11 protein-coding genes are annotated in these 17485 nt (G+C 43.4%); 5 read left to right on the top strand and 6 right to left on the bottom strand.

Translation table 11 applies throughout. The features are described 5' to 3' along the window. Positions 1 to 8: 8 nt before the first annotated feature. Positions 9 to 998 (top strand): aldo/keto reductase, encoded by a 990-nt coding sequence (locus U0033_RS17405; RefSeq protein ID WP_072363641.1) that lies wholly within the window; start codon positions 9 to 11, stop codon positions 996 to 998. Positions 999 to 1422: 424 nt separating this feature from the next. On the opposite strand, the gene U0033_RS17400 is transcribed toward U0033_RS17405, so the two are convergent. From U0033_RS17400 to U0033_RS17380, 5 genes are all read right to left on the bottom strand, one after another. Continuing rightward, positions 1423 to 1635: a hypothetical protein gene (locus U0033_RS17400; protein WP_072363605.1), complete on the bottom strand. Its 213-nt coding sequence runs from the start codon at positions 1633 to 1635 to the stop codon at positions 1423 to 1425. Between the two features lie 420 nt (positions 1636 to 2055). Continuing rightward, a complete protein-coding gene (locus U0033_RS17395) occupies positions 2056 to 3552 on the bottom strand; it encodes an acyl-CoA dehydrogenase family protein (RefSeq protein ID WP_072363606.1) in 1497 nt (498 codons plus the stop codon). Between the two features lie 344 nt (positions 3553 to 3896). Beyond that, complete coding sequence (locus U0033_RS17390) at positions 3897 to 6470, bottom strand: glycoside hydrolase family 78 protein (protein WP_072363607.1); 2574 nt, start codon at positions 6468 to 6470, stop codon at positions 3897 to 3899. A 120-nt stretch (positions 6471 to 6590) separates the two neighbouring features. After that, complete coding sequence (locus U0033_RS17385; protein ID WP_072363608.1) at positions 6591 to 6947, bottom strand: hypothetical protein; 357 nt, start codon at positions 6945 to 6947, stop codon at positions 6591 to 6593. 1317 nt (positions 6948 to 8264) lie between these two features. After that, positions 8265 to 8606, bottom strand: a complete 342-nt coding sequence (locus U0033_RS17380) for a hypothetical protein (protein ID WP_072363610.1) — start codon at positions 8604 to 8606, stop codon at positions 8265 to 8267. Between the two features lie 267 nt (positions 8607 to 8873). On the opposite strand from U0033_RS17380, the gene U0033_RS17375 reads away from it, so the two are divergent. Continuing rightward, entirely contained in the window at positions 8874 to 9728 is an 855-nt protein-coding gene (locus U0033_RS17375) for a glycosyltransferase family 2 protein (RefSeq protein WP_083571705.1), read from the top strand. 85 nt (positions 9729 to 9813) lie between these two features. Here U0033_RS17375 and U0033_RS17370 read toward each other — a convergent pair whose 3' ends face one another. Continuing rightward, positions 9814 to 10677 carry an alpha/beta hydrolase gene (locus tag U0033_RS17370; protein ID WP_072363611.1) on the bottom strand — a complete coding sequence of 288 codons (864 nt, stop codon included), beginning with the start codon at positions 10675 to 10677 and terminating at the stop codon, positions 9814 to 9816. Positions 10678 to 10796: 119 nt separating this feature from the next. On the opposite strand from U0033_RS17370, the gene U0033_RS17365 reads away from it, so the two are divergent. The 3 genes from U0033_RS17365 to U0033_RS17355 all read left to right on the top strand — a co-directional run bounded on the left by U0033_RS17365 (position 10797) and on the right by U0033_RS17355 (position 17402). Then, complete coding sequence (locus U0033_RS17365; protein WP_072363612.1) at positions 10797 to 13439, top strand: alpha-L-rhamnosidase; 2643 nt, start codon at positions 10797 to 10799, stop codon at positions 13437 to 13439. A gap of 372 nt (positions 13440 to 13811) precedes the next feature. Then, on the top strand, positions 13812 to 16097 hold the full coding sequence (locus U0033_RS17360) for an eCIS core domain-containing protein (protein WP_177318674.1): 2286 nt from the start codon (positions 13812 to 13814) through the stop codon (positions 16095 to 16097). A gap of 540 nt (positions 16098 to 16637) precedes the next feature. Beyond that, entirely contained in the window at positions 16638 to 17402 is a 765-nt protein-coding gene (locus tag U0033_RS17355) for a hypothetical protein (RefSeq protein ID WP_072363614.1), read from the top strand. The last annotated feature ends 83 nt before the right edge of the window (positions 17403 to 17485 follow it).

Raw genomic sequence — 17485 nt, 5'->3', positions numbered from 1 at the left:
TGAACATCATGAACAGAAAACTTGGAACAAACGGCCCAATCGTATCCGCTATCGGACTTGGATGCATGAGTATGTCCGGTGCCTATGGCATTGCAGATGAACAACAATCTATAGCCACTATTCACCGCGCACTTGAACTGGGCAACAACTTCTTCGACACTGCCGATTACTATCGTACAGGCCACAACGAGACTCTCATCGGTAAAGCTATTAAAGGGAATCGCGACAAGGCATTTCTTTCTGTAAAAACAAGCCAGCTCATGGCGCCCGCTGCTAATAAAGGCTTTACCTTCGGGCCGGTAAACGCGCATCCTGACTATTTAAGGAATGCGATCCTCTATAGTTTACAACGTCTGCAAACAGACTATATCGACCTTTATACACCTGGTCGTGTTGATCCTAATGTACCTATTGAAGATACTGTTGGTGCATTAGCAGATATGGTGGATAAAGGTGTTATCCGTTACATTGGTTTATCTGAAACCTCCGCCTCCACACTCCGGAAAGCTGCTGCAGTAGCACCTATTACAGCTTTACAAATTGAATACTCTCTCTGGAGCAGGGAGATTGAAGCAGAAGTGCTCCCTACCGCCCGCGAACTTGGTATTGGTATTGTCGCGTACTCTCCTTTGAGCAGAGGTTTCCTGAGTGGTGAGGTGAAATCACCCGAAGACCTGAAAGATAATCGTGTGAACATGCCGCGTTTTCAGGGGGAGAACTTTTATAAGAATCTTGAGTTGGTGGAGAAGATAAAAGTAATCGCTTCGCAAAAAGGTTGTACACCTGCGCAATTAGCATTAGCCTGGATCCTCGCGCAGAGTGAGAATATTATTGCTATTCCTGGTACAAAGCAAATCAGGAAATTGGAAGAGAATATTGCTGCGGGAGATTTGCAATTGACGAAGGATGAATTGCAAAGTATAAATGCGGTTATGCCTGCGGGGATTGTATCAGGCACACGTTATCCTGAGATGTTGATGGGGGCACTTGGGCGGTAGAATGAATGTTTTTGATGCTGTTCTGCCTGCGGGGGGTGTAAAAGGCACGTGTTATCCTGAGATGTTGATGGGGGCGCTTGGGCGGTAGAATGAATGTTTTTGATGCTGTTCTGCCTGCGGGGGGTGTAAAAGGCACGTGTTATCCTGAGATGTTGATGGGGGCGCTTGGGCGGTAGAATGAATGTTTTTGATGCTGTTCTGCCTGCGGGGGGTGTAAAAGGCACGTGTTATCCTGAGATGTTGATGGGGGCGCTTGGGCGGTAATGAATGCTTTCGATGCTGTTCAGGAATCGAAATATCAATCTGAAATGGTATTGAGAGATTAAAAACCTTATCAGTTATCAAAATTGATAGACCATAGGCCAACTCCGCATTGAATCCGATGGAGATTGCTGCGGAATTGGAAAAGGAATATGGTCTGAAATTACTTCTGCTCGTCTTCCTGTTTCTTCAACTTCTCTCTCTCATCTGGTGGAACAGTCGTCAAATTACCATCCTCATCCAGATATGCCATCATATCTTCCAGGTTGCCGCCTTTTACAGCATTCTTCTTCCGCTCTTCTTTCCGCTCTTCCTTCTGCTGTTTTGCAAGTCTTTTTTTATTTTCTTTTGTCTTTTTATTCCAGCTTATTGCCATAGTAAAATAGATTGGTGATACAAAAGGATCAATTTTCTCCGAGGATACATTGGAATCGATCCATGTTAATAATTAATCAATAGATAATAGATAGTAATAATAGTATCCAATACAAGGTTAACTATCATCTCAATTGATCAGAAAAAAATGTAGTGCAATATTAGTCTGGATCGCTGTTTTAGTGATGGATAAGCATTAGCATTATTAAAGTGCCAGACAGATGCTAAATCGTGACAAAGGTACGTTTTTTTTGCCACGGAACAAACATAAGCGCCCGGGAGAGCGCTTATGTTGGCAAAGACCTTACAGGTCAGGACTTCTTATATATGAGTTATATATCTTATTGTCGAAAGCGGGTATAATAGGATTGTTAAATGATTATCAGTTAGGCATTTGCGTCAAAAAAGGTCTCATTTACACTTAAAACAGATTCAACCAGTTGCTACCCTCCTGGTACTGATCTACCGGCGTAGACAGATTCTTAATGCCGAGGTTGGATACTAAATGCGCAATCTCCATCCGCACATTCCCGATACAATTTTCCACCAGGTCCTTCCTAAACCCTGCATCCTCCATCTCCAGGACATAATCAGTGCAAATCAGTCTGCTCACGATCTTACCCAGGTCTACCAGCTTCCTTTGGGTCAATGTCTCTGTTACGTTTACGGCAAGCTGTTCTTTGAAGTACTCCGCAGACCGATGCGTCAGCGGGAAGGTAGACAGAAAATCGTATAGGCCCGTGGTTTGTTGACGTTTCATCTTCTTGCTCACGGCCTCTGCTATCTGGGTATACAGCATCTCGTTCGATCCTTCAAAGATCTGGAACGGCCTGCTATCCACAATACCTCTGCCCGCTATATGGCTGATCTTATATCCATTTGCCCCGGACAATTGCAGGCACAACTGCGCTGACTCATGCATCAGGTCCGTCACGAGGGCCTTCATACTATTCGCTTCCAGCCCTTCAGTAGCCAGGTTATGTTCAATGCCACTCATCCGGCTGCTTTTAAAACACATGGCGGAACAGATGGTAAAGGCCGTCTGGATTCTGGAAAGCTGGAACTTGATAGAGTCCATCGCGTACAGGTTACCCGCACCTACAATCCTGTTCTTGGTATGCCCCAGGGCTTCGTCCAACATTCGTTTGATAAAGCCCATGCCCATGCCAGGGAACTGCATCCGGCTTCTGTGCAGGATATCCAGCATCATCTTGATACCTGTACTTTCTGGAATAAGGAGGTGTTCCTTCGGTACTTCGATGTCTATTTTGTTCAGGCCATAAGGAATCATGTACAAACCGAGGTTATTGTAATATGATTCAACGATGATGGTCTGCTCTTTACGGTTATTGTCAGCCAGGAAGAAATCCACATCTCTGGACAAATTACCATCTCCCTGTTCCCGCCTTGCGGCAATCAACCAGTAATCAGCCTGGCCGGTTAAACCTTGCCAGTGCTTGGAACCTTTTATCTTATAGCTATTTTCCTCTTCCTTGTAGGCGGTCATCATATTCAGGGCATCGCTGCCGAAGTCAGGCTCGGTGATCATCAGTCCGCCCATGGCCTGGTGATGGAGGAAGTTGTCAAAGACTTCCTTTTTTACCTTGTCATTACCGTATTTGGAAAGTGGTTCCAAAAATAAAGCGATGTTAATTCCGAAAGTAAGGGATAGGGGGAGGGACTCATAAGCGGCCGCGGAGAGTAGCGAGAGGCATTCTTTCACATTGCAACCTCTCCCGCCATACGCTGTGGGTATAGCGACTGATAAAGGGGACATGTCCATGATGTCCTTCCAAATGTTGTCAGGTAAGCCACGCTGAAGGCTTAGCTGATTGATGTCGTTCTTTTCGTAAAATATATGTCTTAGTGTTCGCTCGAAATCGGATATAAATTCCGTAAGACTCTTTTTATTTTCCATAAAATCCTCCTGTTGATAGCAATCAGGCCTAAATATAGGATTTTGGCAGGTAGTAGGGAGATATAAATTGGCCGGGAAGGGGGGATGGAAGGTTAGAGAAGCTTGTTCAGGTTAGTTTTGGGTGTTATGGAAGTCTGGTGAATGCGATGAATACATACTTAGTCTATTTCCTAACCCGGCTAAGAATAATCATGTGATTGCAACCAAACCTGATTTTCAGCATAAGGAAAGAATGTCCAGCATTACAGCTTCAAAATTGACGCTAAGGGCGTAATGACCAGGATGGTATTGCTTACAAAATAATATAGGGTGTCTCATAAATGAAATGAGACACCCTCTTTATTCTAATTCTTATTAATCGTCGCCTCATAATGATACTTCCCGGATCCAACCGCTTCCTTGCCTTCTTTACCCGGCACATAAATCTCCGCCGTCGTATTAGCAGGAATCTCCACATCCATACTAAACATATTACCATCCTTTATTTTCCAATCTACCGCGATCTTTCCATATCCACTCTCATAACTCGCCTTTGCATAAGTCAGATTGCCGCCTAACCTCGGCCTGATCACGATCTTCTTAAACCCGGTACTGGAAGAATCCATATTAATCCCCGCTATATTCTTATACATCCAATCGCCAATCGCACCATAAGCATAGTGATTAAATGAATTCATCTCTATCGTCTGGAATGTACTATCCGTCTTCATGCCATCCCAGCGCTCCCATATGGTAGTTGCGCCCATCTTCACCGGGTAGAGCCAGGAAGGATAGGTATCCTGCAATAACAGTTTATAAGCAACATCTGTATAGCCGAATCTCGTCAGGGTATTTGATAATAAGTACGTACCCAGGAAGCCGGTTGTCAGGTGATTATTATAACTCGCGATATCATCTGCCAGGTTTTTCGCAGCCATCGGGCGCATATGTTCTGGTAACATATCGAAGGCTAAAGCCAGTACATAAGATGTCTGTGTGTTAGACATGATACGTCCATTTGCAGTGACGTATTCTGCTACAAATGCATCTTTGATCTTTTGCAGTAATGCGGAGTACTTATTCACGTCATCCTGCTTGCCTAATACGCGGGCCGCATTGATGACCAGTTGGGTAGACAATGCATAATAGCATTGTGTAGTGATATAAGTATAGGTGTCGGCAGAACGATTTTCGGATTTATAAGATAACCAGTCACCGAAGTGAGAGCCTGTTGCCCACATGTTCTTAGGTGAGTTTGACTGGATGAAATCAACCCATGCCTTCATGGAAGGATATTGATTTTCTAACAAACGCTTATCGCTGTATGCCTGGTACATGGTCCAGGGAACGACAGTTGCAGCATCGCCCCAGCCAGCAGAACCTGACGCATCACTACCCAATACATTTGGAATGACAAAAGGCACGGAGCCGTTCTGCAGTTGATCAGCCGCCAGGTCGCGGAGCCATTTTAAGAAGAAGGTGTTTACGTTGCGATTGAAGGTAGATGTCTGTACAAAAGCCTGTGCATCACCTGTCCAGCCGAGACGTTCATCACGCTGTGGGCAGTCGGTAGGGATGTCTACGAAGTTGTCCACCTGGCTCCATTGGATATTATGCTGGAGTTGGTTGATCATTGAATTAGAACATTCAAAAACCCCGGTAGCAGGAATGTTTGAATAGGTCGCTACGGCTTCGATGTTCGTCATCTTTGCTTTGGTACGCACTCTTACATACCTGAATCCATGGAAGGTGAAATGTGGTTCGAAGAACTCTTCGCCTTTGCCACTTAATACAAAGATGTCGGTGGCGGCAGCGCTGCGCAGGTTGGCGTTGTAGAAGTTCCCTTTCTTATCCAGGATCTCGCCGTGTTCTAAGATGATGCTATCGCCTGCATTGCCACTTGCTTTGAAGTGAACGAAGCCGGAGAGGTTCTGACCAAAGTCGATAACGTCTTCACCGGCAGGTGTTTTGATGCGTTTGATGTTGCTGAACACTTCCTGTTTTGTAACGGGAGGGCTTACACTGGCAACGAGATTATTGGTGGGAATGTCGAGGACTTTCACGCCGCTCCAGTTGGTTGTTTCTTTGCGGTTATCCTGCCATTCGCCATTATAGATTTCAGCGTAGGTAATCTTGCCGGTACCTGATTTCCAGTTGCCGTCGGAGATGACTGTTTCTTTCGTACCATCGGTATACGTTACTTCCATCTGGTAGAGTACACCGAGAGTTTTACCATACTTATCAGTGCCCCATCCGATGGTACCCCTGTACCAGCCGGAGGCGACGGTGATCTCAATATTGTTATCACCTGCTTGCAGTAAGTTGGTGACATCATATACCTGGTATTGCAGGCGTTTATTGTAACTGGTAAAACCTGGTGTGAGGAGACCATCACCTACTTTTTTACCATTGATCTGTGCTTCGTATAGCCCATGACTGGTGATATAAGCGATGGCGGAAGCTACTTTCTTACCAGGGTGAAAACTGGTTTTGAAAATAGGGCATGGACGGTTGCTGGCGGCTTCCTGGTAACCGGGTTCGATCCATTTTGCTTTCCATTCTGTGATTCCCATACGGAAATATGCAGGTTCGGAAGAGGTGGTGGTATGACCGTGGTTATCCCAGATCTTTACTTTCCAGGAGTATTGTTTGCCGGGAGTGAGGGCAGCGCCTTCGTAGGGCACGTGCAGTGTCTCGTCAGACGAAATCTTGCCGCTCGTCCACGTAGGTTTCTTTCCATCTAAAATCGTGATTTCATAGGCCGATTGAAGTGTGTTTTTTTGTTCGGTGCTCAGTTTCCAGGAGAAACGAGGATGAACGTTGTCAATACTTTGTGGATCTTTTAATCCTTCCGTAAGCAGTTGTTTTACTTGAACCTGCGCGGAGAGGTGGAAATAGATCACCTGGGATACGAATAAAAGGCTAAGAAGCTTATTCATAATGGGATGATGTGGAATGTGTTAATAATTTGAGACCTGAGGGGGTAAAAGTATTGAAATGGATTAGAAAAATATAATTTTTTCAATGGGAGAGAGTAGGATGGTTTTCTGATGAAATCATCAGCTGGCGGGGCCGTAGGCTTTGATAGATAGTACGATGCCTATAATCAGGAGTGTTGCGATAATTGAAATAGATAGGTAGTTTTTTGGGAGTTGTTTTGCGGTGGGGAAGAACATGCGGCCAAGGCCTGCGAGGGTGATAAGCCATCCTGTGAGGGTGATGAGAGTGGGCCATGCGGGGATCCAGCTATTGTGGATGCGAATGATGATAATGCCGCCAGTGAGGAGGATTAGGCCGTTTAGGTATACGAGGGTGGGGTGGGTGTTTTCCCAGATTTTGAAATTGAGGTATTCGGAGATGGAGAGGGCGATGAGGATTGGGCCGAGGATGCTGGCGAGGAGGAGTGAGTTGTGCATGGTCACTAATTTAGTGAATTCCCTGGGAAGTGAATTGAACAATCACCAATCCATTCCGGAAGATCAGATTTCCACCGGGAAGATTTGATTGTTTTTCAACACTTTGATAGGCGGCGACCCTGAAAGAATCAGTGCGGGATAGATATCGGCAATTAAACCAGTAACAAGCGCGATACCGGATAAGATACCAATACCTTTTACATGTAAAACCATGTCTTTATCCGCTAGTAAATTGAATACCAGCAGGAATAGGTAAACGATGATCAATGCTGAAGAAGAAAGAGATCGATAATGACGCTATTAGAAACTGCCTGATCAATTGCCCTCTTACTGCGCCTAACACTTTTCGTAAGCCTGCTTCTTGCAGCGCGTGTAATGAATAGGTTCATGAAGTTGATACAGGCGACGATAGAGATGAAGATAGCAGCGATGAAGAAGATCTTCACATATTGGACATTCCCATGTCCTGGCAGGTCGACCTGCGCAGCAAGTGATAAGTGAATGCTGGTGATGGGTGGCGCGATAAAGGTGCCTGCATGTGGGGTACATGTTGTTTATACATCTTCGGATTTATGGCGGATGATGTTGCGGAGAGCGATTTTCGGGTGGTTTTTGAACGTGGGAGTGGATTTGGCAGGGAGGAGTGGGCAAAAGGTGGCCATTTTTAAGTGGTTATTTGGAGATCAGTTTATTTTATTGCCTGTTGGGAGAGGTGTTTGAAAGAAAGAATACGATTACTGCAACATGATTAGTTTAGGTGATTGTTGGTAGAATGAATTGAGTTTAATAGCAGAAATCCAGTCCTTATATTTTAAGTAGAAGAAATATCACCGATCAGCCACCGTTCCGAAGAATCTCTCTCCGCGGTGGCTGAATGGGTGAAATGGGTAATTATTTCAAACAATTTCGGGTTTGTTGCCTTCGTATGGTGAGACAACTGGTTTATGATGAGGTCCGTAGTTGTATGCAGCTTTTCCGCATACGTGACTCCTGGTTCTATTTATGTCCAGGTGTCTTCCAGGTTAAAAAGGGAAAGCAAAGAGCATGGCTGACATGAATATCAACCTGGTTCATTTTAGAGGGTATAAGTAAGACAAAGCAGAAATTCAAAAAGTATGATGCGAAATGAAAAAAAGTTTAAAATTTTTTTGAGACCTGGTTTTGGGCGTAAAAAAGAGCTTGAGATATAGAAATATCCTAAGCTCCAGGTTTTATATTTCAGCCCACGGTCTAAGGGGGGCTGATCATTAAAGGGTAAATAATTATTATGAAAAACCTAAGTTAAATTGGATTATTTATTGATTATCATTTGATTACCTATTTTGTAATTCGATTATTATTTTGATTGCTGTTCTTATCAATTTTGTACAGAGAGATGAGTTTGATGCCGATACCGTTCGTTGGAATCCTGGTAGAATAGGTCTTGATATATTTGGCTTTTTCAATATATTTCAGGCAGTCACGGAGCTCCTGGAAACTTTCCAGCTTCGCATATGCGATGATTTCTTCAGGTTTTATGATGAATGTGGGCGAATAGCTATGCAGCGTCCAGAGATTGACGAGGGCAAGATAAGTGGCGATATGGCCAGGGGATATGTTGAGGTCCCTGGTCATTTTTGCATAGAATGCATCGATGAGGGATACAAAATTGTTGCGCATGATGGTTGAATGGGGTTAACGATGTTTGGTAGTTTGAAAGTAGAGAAATGTTCGATACGATGGATGATTATTTGTTGTTAGAAATAACTTTGGTGGGTGGATACTTTATGGTTATCTACCGCTCCTCCAAAATGAAACTATAGACACCCCGCCCTCCTCCTTGGACATAGAGAGTAATATCTTCAATCCTCCTCAATGAAGATCTAATGCACCCTCTTCTAATAAATTTGATTGACTATACATTGTTAACCTTGTCAATCATAGCTTATGATAAATGGTAAGAAAATCCTTGTTGTATTACCAGCGTACAATGCAGGCAAAACCTTAAAAATTACCTACGATGAAATTGATCGCTCCCTCGTTGACGACGTCATCCTCGTAGACGATGCCAGCAAAGATAACACTGTCGCAGTAGCCAAGGAAATCGGTATCGTGCATATTATCTGTCATGAGAAAAACAAGGGATATGGTGGCAACCAGAAATCCTGCTACAAACGCGCGTTAGAACTCGGTGCTGACATCATCATCATGCTTCACCCCGACTATCAGTACACCCCTCTTTTAATCGAAGCCATGGCTTCCATCATCGCAAAAGGTGTATACCCTGTTGTCCTCGGGTCCCGCATCCTGGGCCGCGGCGCACTCAAAGGGGGCATGCCTTATTACAAATACTTCTTTAACCGATTCCTCACCATCAGTCAGAATACGTTGATGCGTCAGAAATTGTCAGAATACCATACCGGCTATCGTGCATTTGATAGAAGTGTGTTGGAAGCAATCCCCTGGGAATCTAATTCTGACGACTTCGTTTTCGACAACGAAATGCTCGGGCAGATCTGTTACAAAGGTTTCGACATCGCTGAAGTAACCTGTCCTACTAAATACTTTGAAGAAGCTTCTTCTATCAATTTTAGACGCAGCGCTATTTATGGTATGGGTGTATTGGCAGTGAGCATGAAATGCTTCCTGCAAAGAATGGGCTTAGCACAATTTAAATTGTTTGATGGCATTACCCCTGAATTGCATGGCAGGGGAAAGAAACAATTCTTACCGCCAACAGAAAAGAGTAATTCCACTGTAAAACCAACTGAAAAAATAACTACAGTGTCTTCTCATTCATGAAAAGGAATTCATGATACCTGATTAACTCGTCATGAATGACCCTTTCCTCATGATTGGGAAGGCCCTGTTTGGTGAAGAAAAAAGCTTATTCATCTAGCCAACCACCTTTTCGCATCCACAGAAATATGGGATCCATGTACTCCTCTTGTTTTATCTGGAAGATAAAACCGTGGTCTCCTTGCGGGACTAAGAGCATTTCTGCGGATACATGATTTTTTAACAATGCCTGGTAAAAGGCAATGCTGTTCTGCACAGACACCACTTTATCATCACCGGCATGTGTGAGATAAGTAGGCGGTGTCGTGGGTGTTACCTGTTCCTCGTTTGAGAAATAATTGACATCTTCTTCAGTAGCGGCTTTACCTAACAGGTTCATTCTTGACCCTGCATGTGTCAATTCCTTTTTCATGGTGATCACAGGATATACCAGGATCATGAAATCGGGGCGCAGGCTTGTTGTCGCGTCTTTTGTAATAAATGATTTATTGAAATGTGTGCCCAGTGTGGAAGCCAGGTGTCCACCGGCGGAAAATCCTATCACACCTATTTTACTATTATCTACTCCCCATTTCTCTGCATTCAGCCGGATTATTTGCAGCGCCCGCTGTGCATCCTGGATAGGGCCGGTCTTTTTATCTCTCATCGTCGCATCGCTGGGAAGCCTGTATTTAAGTACAAAGGCTGCCACTCCTTTTTTAGCGAAGTAGCTGGCGATTTCTGATCCTTCTTTGGTGGAGGAAACGAAGCCATACCCACCACCAGGGATGATCAGGATCCCCGTTGTAGGATGTTTTACATCTTTGGGAAGATAAATGGTTAAATCCGGCAGTTCTATTTTTGCCGGAAGAGCGCCAGGGATCGAGTCTTTATAAAGAGGGATGATTTCCTGGGCATGGATCATCAATGGAAGGTAAGTAGCTGTTAAAAACAGGAATAGTAGTTTTCTCATAACGATTGATTAATTGCAATACCCGGAAAATAATAATATACCCCATTTCCGTGTGTTACCATTTCGCAGTGAAAGTAATTACATTAATTAGACAAAGAGCTATCAATTAAAGAATATATATGTCACCTCAAGCGACCATAAAATTATGGGTGATCACAGTGCTGATTTCTTTTTTTACCAACACTGCATTCAGCCAGTTGAAAGTCATTCATCTGCTTACTGAAAACCTGCCCAATCCAGCAAGTGTTGACAATAAAGCGCCACGTTTTACCTGGCAATTGCAAAGCCCCGGGAAAGGTGTTTTGCAAAAGGCGTATGAGATGAAAGTATATGAGGGGAAGGCGCTGATCTGGAAAAGCGGGAAAGTGGATTCCGATCAATCTGTAAATATTAGCTATGCCGGTCCTGCGTTGAAATCGGGTATGCAGTATAAATGGACGGTGAATGTTTGGGATAATAAAGGTAAACAGGCAACCAATACCGGTTCATTTAGAATGGGCTTGCTGGCGCCAAACGACTGGAAAGCGCAATGGATAACCCCGGGGTATAAAGAAGATAGCATCATGCGTCCATCTCCTACTTTTATGAAGCGCTTTCATCCTGCTAAGACGATCAAATCTGCTATTGCTTACATCACTTGTCATGGAGTGTATGATGCTACTATTAATGATCAGAAAATCGGTAATGATGTATTGACTCCGGGTTGGACTACTTATGATCAACGTTTGCAATACCAGGTGTATGATATTACCAATCTACTGCAAAAGGGGAATAATGATATACACGTTACAGTTGGTACTGGATGGTATAGAGGAAAACTAGGATGGTGGGGCCAGCAGAATATGTATGGTAAGTTGTCCGCATTGCTTTTCCAGGCGGAAGTGCAGTATACGGATGGATCTAAGGAATACATTACCAGTGATACTTCCTGGAAAGCGGCTGAGAGTCAGATCCGATATGCGGAAATTTATAATGGAGAGATCATAGATCATACTTTTAATCCGAAGCCTGCTTCTACTGTTAAGGTGTTGGATATTTCTTTTGATAACCTGATTGCTACGATCAATGAACCGATTCGAGCGCATGAAACGTTTAAACCACTTAGGATTTTTAAAGCGCCTAATGGGGAGACGATTGTAGACTTCGGACAGAATCTTGTTGGTTTTACACGTTTGAATATTAAGGGTGCAGCGGGGAGTATGATCTCTATAGAACATGCGGAGACCTTAGACCAGGAAGGAAATTTTTATACGGATAATTTGCGTTCTGCGAGGCAGAGGGATATTTATATTTTGAAAGGGCTTGATTTTTTTGAACCGCATTTTACTTTTCATGGGTTTAGATATGTAAGAATTACGGGGCTTAAAGACTTTGATCCTTCTTCGATTCAGGCAAATCAAATTGAGGCTGTTGCGATTTATTCTGATATGCCGCAGACGGGGTATTTTGAATGTTCTGATTCTTTGGTTAATCAATTGCAGCATAATATAGTGTGGAGTCAGAATGGTAACTTCCTGGATGTGCCGACTGATTGTCCGCAGAGAAATGAAAGATTCGGTTGGACAGGGGATGCGCAGGTATTTTCAAGGACGGCAACTTTCAACAGGCAGGTGAATAATTTCTTTGCGAAGTGGTTGCAGGATCTGGCGGTGGCACAGTTTCCGAATGGGGTGGTGCCTTTTATTATTCCTGATATTTTTAGTAGTGTAGATGAGAATTCAAGGAATGGTGCTGCGGGTTGGTCGGATGCAGTGACGATCATTCCATGGAATATTTATTTGGCTTATGGTGATAAAAAGGTATTGTCAGATATGTATCCGCACATGAAAGCATGGGTGGATTGTGTGACGGCGCAGAGTGTGAATGGATTGTGGCGGAAGAATTTTCAGTTTGGTGATTGGTTGTCGTATCGGTCAGGGTATAATGAGGTGGATCGTTCTGCATTGACGGATGTGTACCTGGTGGCGCAGGCGTATTATGCGTATTCAACGCAGTTGTTGATCAATGCGGCGAGGGTGTTAAATAAGACGGAGGATGTGGAAAAGTATACAGTGATTTCTTCAAAAATTAAAGATGCTTTTTGCAAGGAATATGTGACACCTAATGGACGGATTCTTTCGAATACACAGACGTCTTATGTATTGGCATTGCAGTTTGATTTATTGCCGGAGGCGTTCAGGCCGATAGCAGCGAAGATGTTAGCGGATAATATAGTGAGTTATGATTATCACCTGACAACTGGATTTTTGGGTGTGCCATTTTTACCGCATGTGTTATCGAGATTTGGGTATACTGATATTGCTTATAAATTATTGTTGCAGCAGACATATCCTTCGTGGTTGTATCCCGTAAAAATGGGGGCTACAACGATATGGGAGAGATGGGATGGAATTAAGCCGGATGGTAGTTTTCAGTTGGCCGATATGAATTCATTTAATCATTATTCATATGGTGCGGTGGGTGATTGGATGTATAGGGTGATGGCGGGGATTGATACGGATACGACGGGGGTGGGATATAAGAAGATCAGGATTATGCCGCATCCGGGTGTGGGGATTAGTTATGTGAAGGCGGGCTTGCAAACGTATTATGGGGAGGTGAAGGTGGAGTGGAAGGTGGTGGATAAGAAATTCATTTTGGATGTGCAGGTGCCGGAGAATACTAGTGCGGAGATTTTTGTGCCGAAGGGGGAGATGGGGAATTATGAAAAGGAGATGGTGGGGTCGGGGAGATATCATTATGAGGAGATGATTGATATGTAGGTTTTTGGGGAATTGTAAGTTAATTTTTCTTAAGGAGATTTGTGCTTTCAATTTTATTGAAATACGTAGGATGTAATCAGCATATGTGGTGTCTTCTATTTATTTTGCTATTTTTTGCTGGCATTACTTAGAACCCACTTCATAAATAGGTATTTCCAGCTGATAATCAATACATAAATAGTAATTATGAAATGAGTTCTTAGAAATGTTTTTCCACTAGATAAAAGCCTATACCACATGGTGAAGTTTAATTTGCCAAAGCGTAGAATCTATGTATATTCGATTACCCCAAGAGTTGAAGTATAATTATTAAAGAAGTTTGTTATTCAATTTGCTAACGAGAATGGCATATTGGATATTAAAATGTTTGTTATGTTATATGCAAATCCCCAAAGAGAATCGTCACATTCTTCTTCATCGTCCGCTTTCTTCGGAGAGCAACAGTCCTCATCGTTTTTTGCGCCGGTTGTACAAGCGAAATTAAATGTAAACAGTCCGGGAGATAAGTATGAACAGGAAGCTGATGCCGTGGCAGACAAGGTAAGTTTAATGCCGGATAGTGCTGCGAAAGCGCCGGCTGTTCAGCGGAAGTGTGCGAAATGTGAGGAAGAAGATAAGAAAGAGCAGGGTGTAATGCGGAAAGAGGCGGCGGAAGGAGGGATCCAGGCTCCTCCGCAGTTTGAGTCGAAACTAGCAGATACAAAAGGTGCTGGTATGCCAATGGCTGCTGATACCCGGAGTTTTATGGAGGGCGCTTTTCAGACAGATCTATCGCATGTAAGGATTCATAATAATGCGGCAGCAACGTCTATGAGTAGTACGATCCAGGCGAAGGCTTTTACGCATGGTAGTGATATTTATTTTAATAGCGGGCAGTATAATCCGCAGAGTAAGGAAGGGAAACATTTGTTGGCGCATGAGTTGACGCATACACAGCAGCAGGGAAAGACGGGTGGTGCTGTGCAAAGAGCGCCTGCTGATGGGGGTGTTTCAACGGCGGTGCCATATGAAAAATATGGAGAGGGCGTGGAAAGTTCTTATCGCCAGGCAGGGTTGGTGAAGGAGGCGAATGCCGTGCAGCTTTGTAGGGTGTGGGGAGAGTGCGAAAAGGTGATTACAGAGCAGGAGGCGTATGAAATGTATCGATCAGGAAGGATAACGATAGGGCTGGATAAGCAGCCACAGGCGCCAGCTCCGGCACCTGCCAAGGCTCCTGGAACACAGCCTGCGGATATGAGGCCGATGGTAGCAGGTGCTCCATTAGCAGCAGGGTTTGTAAGGAGTACGGCAGCTGCTGCGACAGCAGTAGAAGGAACTGCAACAGCAACAACGGCCACTGCAGCAACGCAGGGAGGGGCTACGCTCACAGTACTGGAAGGTGGTGCGACTGCGGCAACGGCTACACCGGGTACGGCGTCATTAACGCTTTTGCAGGGTGGGGCATCTACGGCAGCTACAGCTACAGAAGGAGCTGCGGTGGCTGGTGCGGTTGAAGGAACAGCAGCGGTAACAGCGCTTGAAGGCGGTGCGACTGTGGCAGCGCCAGCTGCAGGGGCGGGAGTGGCCACGGTGGCGATACCGGTGGCGGTAGGGGTGATTGTGATAGTGGCGGCAGTAAGCCTGGTTAGTTATGCGAATTTCCAGGCTGAGTTGCAAAGTAAGGGTATTACAATATTGCCAGCGCCATTAGGTGTGTGTATTGCGAATTGTCATCAGCCAAAGGCACCATTGAATAATAATCCATGGGGGAAAGGTGGATCATTGGGTGATGGGCCTTTTTCACAACCATGGACACAGCCGAATCCATTTCAACAAAATCCCTGGGGCCCGATTACTTCATGGAGAGGACCGCTGAAGCCATTGACGCCGACTACGCCTGTGAAGCCAGCTACACCAGCTGTGCCTAAGACAACACCTGCTCCTGCTCCGGTTAAACCGGCAACACCTACGCCTGGCACAAAGCCGGCACCAGCACCAGTAAAGCCTGCAACGCCACCAGTGCCTAAGACGACACCGGTTACGCCAGTTCCTGCACCGGTGACACCAGCAAAACCTACTACGAAACCGGCTCCAGCACCAGTTAAACCGGCGGCTCCTACTACTAAGCCCTCAACGCCTGTAGCCCCTGATGCAACGCCTAATAAACGTACTAAAAAGAAGACATCCCCGAAACCTCGTGATATTACATACCCCAATCCATTCCCACATACATCTCCATGGGATGATGTAGATGATGATACTAAAAGTAGATGTAGAACAGAATGGATAGAGGCGAAATTTGGTAGATTCCCTTGTCACTCTGATTATGCGAAATTATTCAGTGGTACACGTCTTGAATATAGGGTAACGACTCCGGAAGGGTTGACTGCTGATTTTGATGCGGTGAGAGGGGATTTGCTGATAGAAGTAAAAACAGGTTTTGAGTGGATGTTGAATAAGAACCTGGGAGAGAAAATGAAGAAGCGGAAAAAGGAGACATTGGATAGGTTTTTGGAACAGAGTATCCGGCAGATGTTGATTGGGATGGAATGTGGGTATGATGTGGAGTGGTATTTTAATTCAAAGCCGGTGGCGGAGATGATGAAGGAGTTGTTGCCACATGTGGAGGTGAAGTGGAGGCCGTATGATTGTGATGTGGATGGAGGGGATGATTGGTGAAAAATGGTAGTTTTCATTTCACAGCATTCTTAATTAACGAAAAAAGATAAAAGCCAAAATGCTTTCAGATATATTTCTGGAGGCATTTTTTATTTGTATCCAGAGAATGCAAAGTATTTAACACCAAGCAACTCAAATATTTACTAAAGTTCTAATACTAAATTGATAATATCATTTTCAATTTTAGTGATTGCTGATATTATTGAAATATGGATTTAAGTTTTGATTATTACGTAGTTATGTATTCAGTAATAATGCTGTTTTCTTTGTTTGAGGAAATTTTAATCTTGTAGATCCAGGTTATTTTCATTAATTTAGCATTATGTCAAATGTAAAAATATCATCCAAAGGGAAGGCATTACTTCAAAGAGGTTATTCTTCTTCTAAAATTGCAAGTGCAATTGTTAGAGAAGGGCGTAACCTATTTGACAGAAATGGGCTAACCGTCAAGGTTGATAACTATTCAGTGACAATTAAGAGTGCCCAAAACTCTACTTCTTCGACGAAAAAATAACTCCATTATTTAGAAGATTATACGTTATGAATATTGCGTTAAGCGCGGTAATTATTTTCATTCTTTTAATTCCCCCCATTGCACTTTACATTAGCTTTTCTTATGGCCAATTCCCACGATCTGGTCCAAAATTTAGTTTGCTAGATGGAATTCTAATAACGGCAATTATATCCTTATTTGTTCATTCGTTGGCAATTGCTTTTATAAAGCAAGAAATTAGATTTGATATATTTTTAAAACTGTTGGGAGGAGAAATTAAGGATGTAGAAAAGAAAATTACCAATAATGAATTTGGCATTTATATTAGGCAATTTGCAATCTATAATTTTTGCATGCTTGTTTTATTCATCTTATTTGGCCGAATATTAAGATTTATTGTATTAAGGTTAAAATTGAATAATGGGCAAAATAATTTATTACGACTGAATAATAGATGGTGGTATTTTTTTAATGGTATAGAAAATAATATTGAAAATTTTGATTTAGTATTTGTAGATGCTGTAGTTGATACAAAGGAGTGTACAATGATTTATTCCGGATTTTTAGTAGATTTTGTTTGTGATGGTGAAAAATTAGAAAGAATTTATATTGGAGATGTAGTTCGGAGAAAATTAAAACCAGGCGAAAATGGAAATGAGAGCGAGACTGAACCCACTACGGCATTGCAAATTCCAGGGGATATTTTCTCCATTTCATATGAGAAGATTATAAATTTAAATCTGCGGTTTATTATTCTGGAAGATGAATTAGATGTGATTGAGCAGTTGCCTGATGTGAATAATATAGAGTAACCAGAGGAATAAGTTGTAAAGTTGATGTAACATTAATTGAATCTAAACAGAATCCCTGGCGCAGGTCAATGCCCTACCTCTTG

The sequence above is a fragment of the Chitinophaga sancti genome, assembly GCF_034424315.1.
GTDB lineage: Bacteria > Bacteroidota > Bacteroidia > Chitinophagales > Chitinophagaceae > Chitinophaga > Chitinophaga sancti.
Note: the sequence above shows the minus strand (reverse complement) of the source record. Positions and strands in the feature narration are given on the sequence as shown.

Excerpts from the sequence above, each read along its gene's own strand:
- U0033_RS17405 (WP_072363641.1), top strand. The coding sequence starts at position 9 with ATGAACAGAAAACTTGGAACAAACGGCCCAATCGTATCCGCTATCGGA.
- U0033_RS17400 (WP_072363605.1), bottom strand. The coding sequence starts at position 1,635 with ATGGCAATAAGCTGGAATAAAAAGACAAAAGAAAATAAAAAAAGACTT.
- U0033_RS17395 (WP_072363606.1), bottom strand. The coding sequence starts at position 3,552 with ATGGAAAATAAAAAGAGTCTTACGGAATTTATATCCGATTTCGAGCGA.
- U0033_RS17390 (WP_072363607.1), bottom strand. The coding sequence starts at position 6,470 with ATGAATAAGCTTCTTAGCCTTTTATTCGTATCCCAGGTGATCTATTTC.
- U0033_RS17385 (WP_072363608.1), bottom strand. The coding sequence starts at position 6,947 with ATGCACAACTCACTCCTCCTCGCCAGCATCCTCGGCCCAATCCTCATC.
- U0033_RS17380 (WP_072363610.1), bottom strand. The coding sequence starts at position 8,606 with ATGCGCAACAATTTTGTATCCCTCATCGATGCATTCTATGCAAAAATG.
- U0033_RS17375 (WP_083571705.1), top strand. The coding sequence starts at position 8,874 with ATGATAAATGGTAAGAAAATCCTTGTTGTATTACCAGCGTACAATGCA.
- U0033_RS17370 (WP_072363611.1), bottom strand. The coding sequence starts at position 10,677 with ATGAGAAAACTACTATTCCTGTTTTTAACAGCTACTTACCTTCCATTG.
- U0033_RS17365 (WP_072363612.1), top strand. The coding sequence starts at position 10,797 with ATGTCACCTCAAGCGACCATAAAATTATGGGTGATCACAGTGCTGATT.
- U0033_RS17360 (WP_177318674.1), top strand. The coding sequence starts at position 13,812 with ATGTTATATGCAAATCCCCAAAGAGAATCGTCACATTCTTCTTCATCG.
- U0033_RS17355 (WP_072363614.1), top strand. The coding sequence starts at position 16,638 with ATGAATATTGCGTTAAGCGCGGTAATTATTTTCATTCTTTTAATTCCC.